General features: G+C 62.9%; 14 protein-coding genes. 10 read left to right on the top strand and 4 right to left on the bottom strand.

Features of this window, described 5'->3' with window-relative positions:
• The first annotated feature begins 10 nt into the window (after positions 1 to 10).
• The 4 genes from phnL to NCR40_RS19625 all read left to right on the top strand — a co-directional run bounded on the left by phnL (position 11) and on the right by NCR40_RS19625 (position 3983).
• Positions 11 to 784, top strand: coding sequence for a phosphonate C-P lyase system protein PhnL (gene phnL / locus NCR40_RS19640; RefSeq protein ID WP_502801004.1), 774 nt, complete (start codon positions 11 to 13; stop codon positions 782 to 784).
• Positions 778 to 1911: an alpha-D-ribose 1-methylphosphonate 5-triphosphate diphosphatase gene (locus NCR40_RS19635; RefSeq protein WP_250510386.1), complete on the top strand. Its 1134-nt coding sequence runs from the start codon at positions 778 to 780 to the stop codon at positions 1909 to 1911. The genes phnL and NCR40_RS19635 overlap by 7 nt, the downstream gene beginning before the upstream one ends.
• 168 nt (positions 1912 to 2079) lie before the next feature.
• On the top strand, positions 2080 to 3444 hold the full coding sequence (locus NCR40_RS19630) for an MFS transporter (protein ID WP_250510385.1): 1365 nt from the start codon (positions 2080 to 2082) through the stop codon (positions 3442 to 3444).
• A gap of 269 nt (positions 3445 to 3713) precedes the next feature.
• Positions 3714 to 3983, top strand: a complete 270-nt coding sequence (locus NCR40_RS19625; protein ID WP_244828771.1) for a hypothetical protein — start codon at positions 3714 to 3716, stop codon at positions 3981 to 3983.
• A gap of 187 nt (positions 3984 to 4170) precedes the next feature.
• Here the strand turns inward: NCR40_RS19625 and NCR40_RS19620 are convergent, their stop codons facing one another.
• Positions 4171 to 4605, bottom strand: coding sequence for a VOC family protein (locus NCR40_RS19620; RefSeq protein WP_244828770.1), 435 nt, complete (start codon positions 4603 to 4605; stop codon positions 4171 to 4173).
• 116 nt (positions 4606 to 4721) lie between these two features.
• Between NCR40_RS19620 and NCR40_RS19615 the strand changes: the two genes are divergently transcribed.
• Positions 4722 to 5645 (top strand): LysR family transcriptional regulator, encoded by a 924-nt coding sequence (locus NCR40_RS19615; protein ID WP_244828769.1) that lies wholly within the window; start codon positions 4722 to 4724, stop codon positions 5643 to 5645.
• Positions 5646 to 5727: 82 nt separating this feature from the next.
• Positions 5728 to 6825: an FUSC family protein gene (locus tag NCR40_RS19610; protein ID WP_250510384.1), complete on the top strand. Its 1098-nt coding sequence runs from the start codon at positions 5728 to 5730 to the stop codon at positions 6823 to 6825.
• Between the two features lie 88 nt (positions 6826 to 6913).
• Here the strand turns inward: NCR40_RS19610 and NCR40_RS19605 are convergent, their stop codons facing one another.
• The gene (locus tag NCR40_RS19605; RefSeq protein ID WP_250510383.1) at positions 6914 to 8848 is read right to left on the bottom strand and encodes a PAS domain-containing hybrid sensor histidine kinase/response regulator; all 1935 of its coding nucleotides are present in this window, start codon (positions 8846 to 8848) and stop codon (positions 6914 to 6916) included.
• Between the two features lie 315 nt (positions 8849 to 9163).
• On the opposite strand from NCR40_RS19605, the gene NCR40_RS19600 reads away from it, so the two are divergent.
• A complete protein-coding gene (locus NCR40_RS19600) occupies positions 9164 to 9370 on the top strand; it encodes a hypothetical protein (RefSeq protein ID WP_250510382.1) in 207 nt (68 codons plus the stop codon).
• Here the strand turns inward: NCR40_RS19600 and NCR40_RS19595 are convergent.
• A complete protein-coding gene (locus NCR40_RS19595; RefSeq protein ID WP_250467511.1) occupies positions 9351 to 10835 on the bottom strand; it encodes an MDR family MFS transporter in 1485 nt (494 codons plus the stop codon). The two genes, NCR40_RS19600 and NCR40_RS19595, sit on opposite strands and share 20 nt — an antisense overlap.
• Positions 10836 to 11281: 446 nt before the next feature.
• On the opposite strand from NCR40_RS19595, the gene NCR40_RS19590 reads away from it, so the two are divergent.
• Together NCR40_RS19590 and NCR40_RS19585 are read left to right on the top strand one after the other, a co-directional pair.
• Positions 11282 to 12637 carry a sensor histidine kinase gene (locus tag NCR40_RS19590; RefSeq protein WP_250510381.1) on the top strand — a complete coding sequence of 452 codons (1356 nt, stop codon included), beginning with the start codon at positions 11282 to 11284 and terminating at the stop codon, positions 12635 to 12637.
• Between the two features lie 105 nt (positions 12638 to 12742).
• Complete coding sequence (locus tag NCR40_RS19585) at positions 12743 to 13426, top strand: response regulator transcription factor (RefSeq protein ID WP_244828763.1); 684 nt, start codon at positions 12743 to 12745, stop codon at positions 13424 to 13426.
• 7 nt (positions 13427 to 13433) lie between these two features.
• On the opposite strand, the gene NCR40_RS19580 is transcribed toward NCR40_RS19585, so the two are convergent.
• A complete protein-coding gene (locus NCR40_RS19580) occupies positions 13434 to 13619 on the bottom strand; it encodes a transcriptional regulator (RefSeq protein WP_244828762.1) in 186 nt (61 codons plus the stop codon).
• A gap of 283 nt (positions 13620 to 13902) precedes the next feature.
• Between NCR40_RS19580 and NCR40_RS19575 the strand changes: the two genes are divergently transcribed.
• Complete coding sequence (locus tag NCR40_RS19575) at positions 13903 to 14268, top strand: hypothetical protein (protein WP_250467509.1); 366 nt, start codon at positions 13903 to 13905, stop codon at positions 14266 to 14268.
• The last annotated feature ends 118 nt before the right edge of the window (positions 14269 to 14386 follow it).

Raw genomic sequence — 14386 nt, 5'->3', positions numbered from 1 at the left:
GGTGCAACAGATGACTATGACAGACGAAGAAGCGTTCGCCACGCGCACGGAGCTAATGCTGCGCGCACGCGACATAGAAAAGACCTTCACGCTGCATCAGCAGGGCGGTGTGCGCATCGTGGCGCTCGCGGGTGTATCGCTCGATGTGGAACGCGGCGAATGCGTGGTGCTCGCGGGCGCTTCAGGCGCCGGCAAAAGCACGTTTCTGCGTTGCATGTACGGCAATTATCTCGCGACGCGCGGCAGTATCGCCATTCGCGACGAAAGCCGCGCTTCACGACATCTCGTGCTGACCGACGCCGAGCCGCACGACATCATCCGCTTGCGCAAAAGCACGCTCGGTTACGTGAGTCAGTTTCTCCGCGCCATCCCGCGTGTCTCTTCGCTCGATCTCGTCGCGGAACCGCTGGTCTCGCGCGGTGTCGATGAAGACGAAGCACGTGAGCGCGCGAGCGTCCTGCTCGCGAGGCTGAACGTACCGCGACGCTTATGGTCGCTCGCGCCCGCGACGTTTTCCGGCGGCGAGCAACAGCGTGTGAACATTGCGCGCGGGCTGATCGCGGCGCATCCTGTCTTATTGCTCGATGAGCCCACGGCGTCGCTCGATGCACAGAACCGCGACGTCGTGGCCGATCTCATCGTCGAGGCGCGCGAGCGGGGCGCGGCCATCGTCGGTATCTTTCACGACGAAGATACGCGTGAGCGCGTGGCAACCCGCATCGTGCGCCTTGCAACACCGGTAGTGGTCAACTCATCCGAAGACGGAGCATTGCAGACATGCTGATTACGAATGCGCGCATCGTCACGCGCAACGAGGAATTCACGGGCACGGTGCGCATCGAGGAGGGCTGTATCGCGGATGTATCGCCGGGAAATACGGCGACGCGCGACGCGTTGAACTGGGACGGCGACTATCTGCTGCCGGGCTTCGTCGAACTGCATACGGACAACATCGAAAAGCATCTCGCGCCGCGTCCTGGCGTGCTGTGGAATCACGAAGCGGCGATCATCGTGCATGACGCGCAAGTGGCTTCGGCCGGCATTACGACCGTGTTCGATGCGCTCGGTGTGGGCTCCCGTCCCGAAGACGGCGTGCGTGGCCGCGAACTTCAAGTGCGTTGCGCGCATTCCATCGGCAAGTTCGTCGAACGCGGACTCTTGCGCGCCGATCACTTCCTGCACTTGCGTTGCGAAGTCGGCACGACGGACGTGGTCGAGGTATTCGATTCACTGAGCGCGCATCCGCTCTTCAGGCTCGCATCGGTGATGGACCATACGCCGGGTCAGCGCCAGTGGCAGGACCATGAAAAGTGGCGCAAGTATCAGGAACGTCACGGCAAGTGGAGCGACGAACACGCGAATGACGTGCTCGCGCAACTGGCCGAGCATCAGGCGCGTTACGCGGCGGCGCATCGTGCGGACATCGTCGCGCGTTGTCAGCGCTTGGGCATCTCGCTTGCAAGCCACGACGACACGCTCATCGAGCATGTGGAAGAAGCCGCGCGCGACGGCATTGCGCTCGCGGAATTCCCGACCACGCTCGATGCAGCCCGTGCCGCGCGCGAACATGGCATCGCCACGATCATGGGCGCGCCGAACGTCGTGCGTGGCGGCTCGCACTCGGGCAACGTGTCGGCGCTCGAACTCGCTCGCGAAGGGTTGCTCGACATCCTCTCGTCCGATTACGTGCCTTCGAGCCTGCTCATCGCGGTGTTCGATCTCGTCGAGAAGGCGGGATGGACCTTGCCGCGCGCGGTGGCCACGGTTTCTTGGGCACCCGCGCACGCGGCCGGACTCGCCGACCGTGGGGCCATCGTGACGGGCTTGCGCGCCGACTTCGTGCGCGTCGCGCTGGCGGACGGTCTGCCTGTGCCGCGCGAGACTTATCGCAACGGGCAGCGCGTTTCTTGAAACGCCGACAGCCCCGCGCAAGGCAACCGACATACACGGGTAAGCCCGCGTTGCGAAGGCATGCAGACTTCAGTACTCTCGCGCATGAATTAGTTCGCTATGTGAATCGCTGTTCGCCTGACGAACATTAGTCGAACGACGATTGCCAATTATCGACGAGGGAATGAAGTGAGCCGAAGTCCTGCTGTGAACGTGCAGACGTTCATCAACGAGCACCCGTTTTCGCCCTTCCAGTGGCTGATCTTCGTGATGTGCTTCGTCATCGTGCTGCTGGATGGTTTCGATACGGCGGCCATCGGATTCATCGCGCCATCGCTCGTATCCGAATGGCAGATCAGCCGGCCCGCGCTCGCGCCTGTTCTGAGCGCTGCGTTGTTCGGGCTCGCGGCGGGCGCGCTGCTTTCCGGGCCGTTGTCGGACCGGCTCGGACGACGGCTGATGCTGTTGTCCTCGGTACTGCTGTTCGGCGTGGCGTGCTTTGCATCGGCGTATTCGGCAAGCCTCACGCAACTCACGGCGTTGCGCTTCGTTACGGGCCTCGGCCTCGGCGCCGCCATGCCCAATGCCGTCACCATGATGAGCGAGTTCTGCCCGGACAAGCGCCGCGCGACGCTCATCAACCTGATGTTCTGCGGCTTTCCGCTGGGCGCGGCATTCGGCGGCTTTCTCGCGGCATGGATGATTCCGCATTTCGGCTGGCGCAGCGTGCTGCTGCTCGGTGGCGTGGCGCCGCTCGTGCTCGTCGTGCTGCTCTTCATCAGCCTGCCGGAATCGGTGCGCTACATGGTCGCGAAGAACAAGTCGGCCGAGAAGATTCGTGCGACGCTTGCACGCATTTCATCGGCGGCGGCCAACGCAGGATCGTTCTTCATGACGGAGACGGCGCCCGCGGTGCAGGGGCAGGGCGGCGTGAGCGTGGTGTTGTCGCGCTCGTATATCGTCGGTTCGATCATGTTGTGGCTCGCATACTTCATGGGCCTCGTGATCTTCTATGCATCGATCAACTGGATGCCGATTCTCCTCAAGGAATCTGGCCTGAGTCCGCAGCGCGCGACGCTGATCTCCGCGTTGTTCCCGCTCGGCGGGGTGGGCGCTGTCTTGTGCGGCGTGTTGATGGATCGCTTCAACCCGAACCGCATCATTGCCGCGTGCTATGCGTTGACCGCGGTGAGCGTGTACTTCATCGGGCAGGCGGTGGGCAACGTGGGACTGCTCGTGCTGATCGTGTTCCTTGCTGGCGTGTTGATGAACACGGCGCAATCGTCGATGCCCGCGCTCGCGGCATCGTTTTATCCGACTCAGGGACGCGGCACCGGCGTGGCGTGGATGCTGGGCATCGGGCGCTTCGGCGGTATCGCGGGATCGTTTCTCGTGGCTGAACTGACGCGATTGCACTTCAGCTTCGGCGGCATCTTCGCGGTGATCGGCGTCGCGGGATTGATCTCGGCGGTGGCGTTGCTCATCAAGCAGGCCGCGCATCCGCAGGCCGCGTTGCCGAGCGATTTGAAGGCTACGGAGCCGGTCGGGCATTGAGGATGGGTTGTGTCTGGATGATGTCGAATCGCCCTGCGTGGACGTTGGTCGCGCGGGGCGAATTGTTTTGGATGTGGGGCTTTGCCGAGAGGCCATGGCCACCAGTCTTTCACTCATCGCACTCCTGTTTGCCAATCGTCAGACCGTGGCATGTCGTGTGCTGATGAAGAACATGCGACCTGCCGCTGCGTGTCAACACCGCAGCAGCAAGGAGGCACCACAAGCCGCACGACATCGCATCTTGCAACCGCAAAAAGGAGTTTTTCGATATGAAGCGTATCGCCATTTCATGCGCCGCTGGCGCACTCGCCCTGGTTTGCGCATCCGCATTCGCACAGGACAATCCTCCCAGCTCGAATACGGGCCTGCAAGCAGGCGACAACGCCCAAACGACCACGACGCACGCGCACAAGACTCATTCGAAGGCCACGCACAGCAGCCAGTCGTCGATGAAGCCCGGTCCGTCGACCACGCCTGGCGGCACGGCCACGCCCGGCACCGCAGGCGCACCGGTCAGCGCGAGCGGCTCGGGTAACTAAGGTCTGAAATAATCGGCGGAACAGCCGCTGGAAACATGAACGGGACGCTCAAGGGCGTCCCGTTTTACATGGCGATTCAATTCGAAAAAGAATCCGCCATCGAGAAGCGCGCGCATGAACGCGCTATGACAATGCAAAACTGGCCATCAAATTGCGCGCTTCAGCTCACGCAAATCAAAGCCGTATCTTACTTAGCAAACAACGACGCCATATTGGCAAACGCCTTGATCTCGACCGCATTGCCCGACGGGTCGAGGAAAAACATGGTCGCCTGCTCGCCCACTTCGCCCTTGAAACGAACATGCGGTTCGATGATAAAACGCGTGTTCGCCGCACGCAGCTTCTCGGCCAACGCTTCCCACTGCGGGATCGACAGCACGACGCCGAAGTGACGCACCGGCACGGCATCGCCATCTACAGCGCTCGTCGTGCGATGCCCCACTTCCTCGGGCGCCAAATGCGCGACGATCTGATGTCCGTAAAAGTCGAAATCGACCCAGTCCGGTGAACTGCGGCCTTCGGGGCAACCGAGTAGATCACCATAAAACTCGCGCGCGGACGCAAGGCTGTGAACGGGGAAAGCAAGATGGAAAGGCGGCATGGCGGCCTGAGTCGTGCTCATGGTGCAACTCCTTTTTGTGGGGTTCGACAGCGTTTGACCCAGATTCTATTCACAAATAAAAGTGCTGAAAAACGATATATTGCGGGAGTCAGCCCCAAAATTATCGATGAATGAATATGCTGCGCGAACTCACTACTTTCATTGCGGTCGCGCGCCACGGCACCTTTGCCGGCGCGGGCGCGCACATCGGGCTCACGCAGTCGGCGGTGAGCGCGCAGATGCAGCGTCTCGAAGCGCATTTGGGCTTCGCCTTGTTCGACCGCACCGGACGCTCCGCCACACTCAACAAGGCGGGCCGCCGCACGCTGGAACTCGCGGATGAACTCATGGCGCTCTATACGCGCCTCGCCGAACCCGAGGGCGTCGACGGGCGTGGCGGCGCGTTGTCGGTCGGCGCGATTGCATCGGCGCATGCGGCGCTGTTGCCCGATGCCATCGGCGCGTTCAGACGCGTGCTGCCCGCGTGGCGCATCCGGCTCGTGCCGGGCGTGTCGCTGTCGCTGCTCGCACAGGTCGATGCAGGCGAAACGGACATGGCCGTCATCATTCGTCCGCCGTTCGCGATACCTTCCGAATTGCGCTGGCGCACGCTCGTCGCCGAACCGTTCGTGTTGCTTGCGCCCGCCGCCATGAAGCGCGCCGCCTGGCGCGAAGTAATCGAGACGGCGCCGTTCATCCGCTACGACCGGCGTTCGTTCGGCGGACGGCAAGTGGAAACGTTCTTGCGCAAGCAACGCATCGCGGTGCGCGACGCCATCGAAGTGGACGAGTTGCAAGGCATCGCGCAAATGGTCGCGCGCGGCTTGGGCGTCGCGCTCTTGCCCGTGTCCGATGGCATCGGCCCGTGGCCTGCCGGCGTCGTCGCGCTCGGTCTGGGCGACGACACGTTCCATCGCGAGATCGGGCTGGTCGAGCGTTCGCGCAAGGGACGGCAAGACGCGGCGGCACAACTCGCGGATTGCATCGCCGATGCGGCCAGTCGCAAGCCGGAAACGCCGCTTCCGGCGCGCAAGCGCGCGCGTGTAAAAAACAGCGCCTAGAATGCGTTGCAGGCGCGGCCCTCGAGTCGTCTCCTTCGTTGTCCGCGCACGCTTTTCCTTTGTCCTTTCGTGGCGGATGTCCATGAGCGACGAGCAACACACTGACACCACTGACGCCGCACCGCCGCTCGGCTTCTTGCGCGCGGGGCTTGCCTGGCTGGATCGCGTGGACCCGGGCACGCATCGGCGTATCAAGGGATTGCGGCTCATGACCGCGTATGGGCTCGCGGCCGCGCTCGGCGGCTTGCACGACGTGACGCGCGACGTGCCTGCCAGCGTCTCCGTCGGCATGCTGGCCGCCGCCTTCGCGCTTTGGGCAAGCGTGTCAGAAGCGCGCAGCGCACGGACCGATTCGAGCCGCGATCTCGCCGTGTTGTGCATCGCGGCCGCGCTTGGCGCACTCAGCTTCGCGCTCTTCGGGCCGCGGCTGCACGAAATGGGGCGCGGCGGCGCGGAGTTCGTGCTCGTCACGGGCGCGTTCCTCGCGGGCTATCTCAAGCGTTTCGGCCTACTCGGCGCGGGCGTCGGCTCACAGTTCTACATCGGTCAACTGGTCGCTTACTCGATGAACCTGACACCGGGCGATTCATGGGCGATTACGCTCGCGCTCGTCATCGGCATGATCGCGGCAATCGTGCCGCGTGTGCTGAGCGGGCCGGCGGAGCATCCGGTGGTGTTGCCCGCGCTCGCGTCCGAGCCGGCTTACTGGCGGCGGCAGGTTTCTCCCGCGCTTGCCATGGGTCTGCAGGCGGCGAGCGGCGCGCTCGTCGTGGCGTTGTTGAACGCGGCGTTCGGTATGGCGGAATCGGCGTGGGCGATCACGGCCTGCGTCTACGTGGTCGCGACTTCGGCTGTCGGCACGGCACAGCGCGTGCGGCGGCGCATCTACGGCACGCTCGTGGGCGTGCCTGTCGGCCTCATTTGTCTGCCGCTTGCGGAACACGCGCCGCTCTTCATCTGGGCGATGGCCGCCCTCGCGATGATCGTCTACGCCATGGCGCTGCCCGAGCGCTATGACATTGCGTGCGGCGCTTTCGCCTTTACGCTCATCGTGACGATGGCCGCGAGCGGCATTCACTCGATACCGCTGCTCGCCGCGCGCGCGTGGGAGACGTTGCTGGGCGGCGCTCTTGGGCTCATTGCGGCGAAGTTGATCTTCCCGTTGCGCGAGGTCGGCTAACCACGCGCGGTGGCAGAACGCAGCGACGAAGCGGCATGGCACGGGCCTCGCACGGCAAAGCGGCAAAGCACGGCAAAGCATGAACCCGTCAGCGCTTACTCGCCTTCGCCACCACCTCGTCGAGCAATTGCAGGTCCACGGGCTTCACCAGATGCCCGTCGAAGCCCGCCTGCGCCGAACGTTCCTTGTCGCCTTCCTGACCGAAGCCCGTCATCGCGACGATCATCGCGCGTCCGACGAGCCGTTGCGAGCGTAGCGAGCGCAGCACCGCGAAGCCGTCGATATCCGGCAAAGCCAGATCGAGCAGGATCAGCGCGGGCGGAAAATGCCGGATGACGTCGATACCTTCCGTGCCGTGATAAGCAATGCGCACCTCGTGCCCCTTCATCTGCAGCAGCATGGCGAGGCTGTCGGCGGAATCGACGTTGTCATCGATCACGACGATACGCAATGTCCCCGATGCGGCCGGCGCTGCCAGCAAACCGGCAATGGGCACATCGTCGGCGGGCGCGTAGGGTAATCGCACGGTGAACGTGCTGCCGCGACCGGTGCCGTCGCTCGCGGCGGAGATGGTGCCGCCGTGCATTTCGACGATCGAACGGCACAACGTGAGACCAATGCCGAGCCCGGCTTCGCCTGGGTTCAGGTAATGATCTTCCTGTACGAAGAGATCGAAGATAGCCGTCAAACCCTTCTGCGAAATGCCACGGCCGCGGTCGGACACTTTCAGCAGCAAGGCGTTGCGCTCGCGTTCCACGCAGATGTGGATGCTGCTGCCGTGCGGCGAAAACTTCGATGCGTTGTTGAGCAGATTCTGCACGACCTGAACGAGCCGCGTGCCATCGCCCAAGACGAAGATAGGCTCGTGCGGCAATTCGGTGGTGATGCTCTGCGCGCGGTCGTCGGTGAAAGGGCGCACGAGTTCCATGCTGCGTTCGACGATTTCGGTCACGCCCACGCGCGCCATGCGCAGTTCGATCTTGCCGGTGGTGATACGGCCCATGTCCAGCAGATCGTCGACCAGTCGGCCGAGATGCGAAGTCTGTCTGTCGATGATGTCGCGGCACGAAGCGAGTCTCGGCGAGATATCCGCTTCCATCTGCATGACGCCGACGGCATTGCGCACGGGCGCGAGCGGATTGCGCAACTCGTGCGCGAGCGTGGCGAGAAACTCGCTGATGCGTCGCGACGATACTTCGAGTTGCTCCAGTCGCTTTCTTTCGCTCATGTCGCGCGTGACCTGGGAGAAGCCACGCAGCGTCCGGTGCTCGTCATACACCGCCGTGATCACCACGTTCGCCCAGAAAAGCGACCCGTCCTTGCGCACGCGCCAGCCCTCGGTCTCGATGCGCCCCATGCGAATGGTGGTCTGCAATTGCAACGCGGGCACGTTCGCGGCGATGTCCTCGGGCGAATAGAAGAGGGAGAAGTGCTTGCCGAGAATCTCCGCCGGCAGATATCCCTTGATACGCATCGCGCCCATGTTCCAGCTTTCGATCTCGCCTTCCGGGCTCAACATGCAAATGGCGTAGTCGCTCACGCTTTCGACGAGCAGGCGGAAGCGTTCTTCGGAAAGCCGCAGCTTGGTTTCCTCCGCGCGCTTCGCGGTGAGATCGCGTGTGTACTTTGCATAGCCGATGATCTCGCCACGCGTGTCGCGCGCCGCCGTGATGACGACATTGGCCCAGAAACGCGTGCCGTCCTTGCGAACACGCCAGCCTTCGTCCTCGAAACGGCCGGTGGCATACGCCTCCTTCAGCTCGTATTCGGGCCAGCCCCGCGCCACGGAATCCGCCGTATAGAAACGCGACAGATGCTGACCGATAATCTCGTGCGCCTCGTAGCCCTTGATCTTGCGCGCGCCCGTGTTCCAGGTGGTAATGCAGCCATTGAGGTCGAGCATGAAGATCGCGCAATCTTCGATGGCATCGACAAGCGTGTGATAGCGCTCGTCTTCGATAGTCGAGTCATTCGGCTTGTCGGACGCCGGTTCCGCTGGCCTGGCAGTGCGCAAGGTAGTCATGGTTCTGATGGGCGGCGCTCAGGTTGAGAAGTTGCAAACGCAACGACCGCGATGTGTTCGAAAATCCGCGTTCGTCATGCAGCGGTGTTTTCGACACATGAAAACGCCGCGTGCGCGCCAGCAGTTTAACCCTTCGTGTGCTGCTTCCGCTTCTTGTCGGGATTTCGTCCACCCAATATTATCCGCGCTTTAGAGGGGATTTCAGCACGGGCGTGCGCGCTTAGACTGCAGGCACATTTCAGGAGGCCGCGCGACCGTCAGGCAGTGAGAGAAGGCCCGTGAAGTGATTTCGATAACCCTTCATGGAGCACTCACATGACTCGCAAACTCGGCATCATCTTTCTCATCGCGGCGTCGCTTGCCGCTTCTTATGCGCTCGCCAGGGGATTCGGTACGGCTTCGCGGCAATGCGTCACCGTGCAGACGATCGCATCGGACGACGCACCCGCGGACAACGGCGATAACGCGGGTACATCGCCCAAGGATAAGGAGGACAGTCCGCTCACTCGTGCACAGGACTGAGCACGGTCTCGCGCCGTGGGCTGATCTTCACGGCGGGCATGAAGAGCATGGAGACGACCGCGCCGAGCGCGACGAAGAACATCGCGGTGAAAGTCAGATGCAGCGCATGGTGCAGTGCAAGGCGGATCTCGTTATTGCTTGCAAAGTCGCCCGGCACGCTCGTCAACAAACGCTTCAACTGATCCGCGTGGACGGCGGGCATGCCGGTCACATGCGTTAGACCGTAGTTCTGCACCGCGCCGAACACCGCCGCGCCGAGCGTGTTGCCGAGATTGCGCGCAAAGAGATTGGATGCCGTCGCGCTGCCGCGTTCGTGCGGCTTCACGATCTCCTGAATCAGGATGAGGCACGAGACGCTCGTCACGCCCATGCCGAAGCCGACGACCGCCGAGCCGATTCCCGCCCACACCGGGCTCATGTCCGGGTTGAGGAACACGAACGGCAGCGAGCCAAGCGGAATGAAGAACGCGCCGCCGATCAGAAGCCGCCTCAGGCCGATGCGCGCGAACGTCCGCGAGGTGAACGTGGCGCCGCTTGGCCAGCCTACCATCATCATGGTGAGTGTGAAGCCGGCTTCGACCGGTGAGCGATGCATCACGCCCTGCACGTACATCGGCAGGAAAGTGGTGAGGCCCATCATCGCCATGCCGGCGAGCAGGGTCGCCGCGTTGCCCGCTGCAATCGGGCGATGTGCCCAGAGGCCGAAGTTGATCATCGGGTCGGCGGCGCGGCGTTCCTGCCAAACGAAGAGGCACGCGCTCGCAATCAGCACCACCACTTCCACGGCCACACGCGTGTTGCTGGCGTGGCCGGCATCGGTCAGAGCCATCATCAGCGCGGCGACGGCGGCGGTGAAAAAGAACGCGCCAGCGAAGTCGATCGACGGGCGGCCGTGGCGTTTCTCTTCGTGCAGGAACATGACGAACAGCAGCGCGGCGAGAAAGCCGATCGGCACGTTGATCCAGAAGATCCACGCCCACGAGAACTGCCGGATGAGCAGACCACCGACCATGGGTCCGAGCACGGCCGATACCGCCCACACGCTTGCCAAATAGCCCTGCACCTTGCCGCGTTCATGCGCCGGGTAAAGGTCGCCGACGATAGTCAGCACCACCGGCAAAATGGCGCCCGCGCCCACGCCTTGCAGCAAGCGGAACACGATCATTGCGGGCATCGACCAGGCAAAGCCCGCGAGCACCGAGCCGATCAAGAAGATGGCGATGCCCACGAGCACCGCGGGCTTGCGTCCATAAAGGTCGGCGAGCTTGCCGAACACCACGGTAAGCGCGGTCTGCGTGAGCAGAAACGACGAGAAAACCCAGCTGTAGAGATCGAGACCGCCGAGTTGCGTGGCGATTTGCGGCATCGCGGTGGAGACGATGGTGGCCTCGATCGCGACCATTGCCATCGACGCCATCACGGCGGCAATGACGAGCGGACGAACGGTTTGTCTGGCTTGTGGCATGCGTTTCCATGAAAGGAATGGCGCCGCCACGCGAGGCGGATACGGCGCGCGGCAACAGGCGGGCTTACACGAAGAAGGCGATACGGCCAAGGCGAAGCTGCATCAGCCGTTGTGCGGCGGGGCGGCATCGCCGATGAAGTCGATGATGAAGCGGTCGACTGCAATGGTAGCGCCTGCTGAAAAAGCCTGCTCGCTTCGCCCGACTCTTCGTCCTCATTTTTCTCTAACTATCGGGGTATACGCTGGGTTCGTGGACAGAAGGTTGGTTCACATCCTCGTTCTCCTCAGCTTCGAGCGTCGGCTCCGACCCGGACCGGCGCTTCTTTTTTAGCACGTCGATGCCAGAACCCCGCGCCGAAAGATCGAAAAGTCCGAAGCCGCCGAAAGCCGCTAGTAGAATCGAGACGCCAGCCGGTCCGCGTCTTTTCATCTCGATGCGTCTTCACATGATCAAATCGCTGAGAAATCAACTGGTCGTCGCGCTCGGGCTGCTCGTCAGCGCGGTGGGCTTGCTGCAGGGCATCAGCTCGTATCATCTTTGCCGGACCGGCATGGACGCACTGCTCGACATGCGCCTCGAACAAGTGGCGACCCGCATGCGCGACGGTTTCGCCGAAGGCATTCCGCAGAATCCCGCGCGCGGCACGCAGGACGATCGCGATGTCGTGGTCGTCGTGTGGAAGCCGGACGAAGCCACGCCGTTTCGCACGACCGATCCTTCTCTGCGCTTTCCGCGCGACGCAACCGCGGGCTTCGGCAGCTATCAAGTCAACGACGAATCATGGCGCGTCTTCACGCGTCAGGATCCGACCATGACCATTCAAGTGGCGCAGCGCAACGCCGTGCGCCGCGAACTCACGCGTGAGGCCGCGACGCAGACGCTCTGGCCCATCGTCGTGCTGTTGCCGCTCGTGTGGATCGCGGTCGCGCTCGTCGTGAGCCGCTCGCTGCGCAGGCTCAAACGCCTTGGCGCGAAAGTGCAGGGCATCGATACCGCCAATCTCGAACCGTTGCCCACCTCCGGCGTGCCCGCCGAAATCGCGCCCTTCATCCATTCGATCAACACGATGATCGAGCGCCTCGCGCAATCCATCGAGTCGGAACGCAAGTTCATCGCCGATGCCGCGCATGAACTGCGCACGCCGCTCACGGCCCTGCAATTGCAGGCCGATAATCTCGCGCCGCACATCGCGCCGGGCAATCAGGAGCGTTTTCGCGAGTTGCGACGCGGCATTGGACGCGCGGGCAGCCTCATCACGCAACTTCTGCGCATGGCGCGCGCCGATGCCCCGATGGGCGCGACGCCGCTCACGCGGGTGAATATCGCCACGGTCGTAACGAGCGCCGTGGCCGATGTCCTGCCGATTGCGCTGCAACGCGGCCTCGATATCGGCGCCGAAGAGATGGTCGAGGCCCACGTGCGCGCGGTGGAAACGGATATCGGCATGGCGGTGAAGAATCTCGTTTCGAACGCGGTGCGCTATACGCCGGATGGCGGCACCATCGACTTGCGTATGCGGTGCGAGCGCGACATGGTATGGGTCGATGTCGTCGATACGGGGCCGGGCATTGCGGAAACACTATTGCCGCGCGTATTCGACCGCTTCTTCAGGGCTAACCCTGATATCGAGGGTAGCGGGCTCGGCTTGTCTATCGTGAAGGCGATCGCGCAGCGCTACGGTGGCGATGTGTCACTTCGGAATCGCGATGACGGGCGGTCGGGCATCGTCGCTTCGATTGGCTTTCCGGTCGAGGAAAGCGGCGTGGCTACCGAGGCAAACGCCGCGACAGCCACCGCTTAAAAGGAATGGCCGCGCTGTTTTGTGCCTATTACAATGGGATCGCGTGCTGCGCGTGGGTGATGACCGCGTCAGCTTGGTCGCGTCAATGCGGTGTGCGGACTCAACATGCGAATCCTACTGATCGAAGACGACGTACAGATCGGCACCAGCCTGATGCGCGCCCTCAAGGACGTCGATTACGCCGTGGACTGGGTGCGCGACGGCCAGGCGGGCCGCGAGGCCATGGACGCCGCTGAATACACGGTAGTACTGCTCGATCTCGGCTTGCCCGGCATGTCTGGCCTCGAAGTGTTGCGTGGTGCGCGCACGGCGGGCAACGCGACGCCGGTGCTGATCCTCACGGCTCGCGACGACCTCGACACGCGCGTGCAAGGGCTCGACCTCGGCGCGGACGACTACCTCCTCAAGCCCTTCGACACGCCCGAACTGCTGGCCCGCATCCGCGCGGTGCTGCGCAGAAAGGCGGGTTATGCCACCTCGCGTCTCGGCGACGAATCGATCAATCTCAACCTCGACCAGCGCACGCTTACGTGCGGCGAGACATCCGGCGTGCTGTCGGCGAAGGAGTTCGCGCTGATGCACGCACTCATGGAGCGGCCCGGCACCATCTTTTCGCGCGATCAACTCGAAGACCGGCTTTACGGCTGGGGCAAGGAAGTCGAAAGCAACGCTGTCGACGTGATCATCCATTCGGTGCGCAAAAAGTTCGGCGCAGCGGTGATCCGCAACGTGCGCGGCCTCGGCTGGACCGTGATGCTGGGGCAGGCGGGACGCGACGAAGCGAAGTGAGGGCGTGTCACGCGTAAGGGTCGTCGGGGCGACGGGGGATCGATCCGCAGAAGGTCATGCTGTACGCGTGGTCGCTTTCCTCGACCTGACGCATGCGGCGTTCGAGTTCGGCGTGATCGCCCGACGAGGCAAAGTAGTCGTCGTGCGAATGGTCGTCGGTGGCGGAAAAGAATCTGGAAAGACGTTCGAACATGATGCGCTCCTTAGGCGGACGGTTGGCGACGGCCTGCGTTCGGTATTCAGTATGGCTCGTCGATGGAAACCAGAATAAGGCGCGCGAATTAGCGTTGAATGATGGCTCGCACATGCAGTCGCCAGCACAGAGTTGAGCCTGCGAAACATGTACGCCAGCGCACGCGAATGGGCTGCCGCGTCGCACCATCGCGTGGTATCTTCTTTCACACAGGTTTCACACAAGGATGGATGTACAGCAGCGCGTTTGCCCTTTCAGTCGAACGTCTCTCGTGAACGCCGCCATGAACGAAGTGCCTCGTACTCTCAGTGCCCGCGACCGTGTCGAACTGCTTTGCTGGCTGACGTGCGGCAGCCTCGGTGCGTACTATCTCAACGGCGACTGGCCCGCGCCGTCATTTCATGTCGAAGCCGCGCGCAAGTGGCTCGACCGGCATCAGCGCGAAGCCGACTGGCTTGCTATCGCCAAACTCTCTGCCATTGCACGCGATCTTGCCGCGCGACATTGCGCCATCCTCGAATCCGACTGGGCGCGCGAAGCGGTCGAAGAGATTTTGGACAGCGAAGACCTCAACTTCAATTCGGGCGTGGTGCGGCCCATTCTGGAGGATTGCCGCCGGGCGTTGGCGGAGAAGCGGGTTCCGGAGTAGACGATTAACGTACGCGAGTCGTGAGGGCGGTCGCGCCTCCAACCGCAGGCCGCTAGCGCCACGTGCTCTATCTAGCGAAATATAGGAAAGTATAAGGTAGTCGAGATATACTACGCTA

The organism is Caballeronia sp. GACF4 (genome assembly GCF_023631025.1).
Classification (GTDB): Bacteria; Pseudomonadota; Gammaproteobacteria; order Burkholderiales; family Burkholderiaceae; genus Caballeronia.
This window is presented reverse-complemented; position numbering and strand designations above follow the sequence as displayed.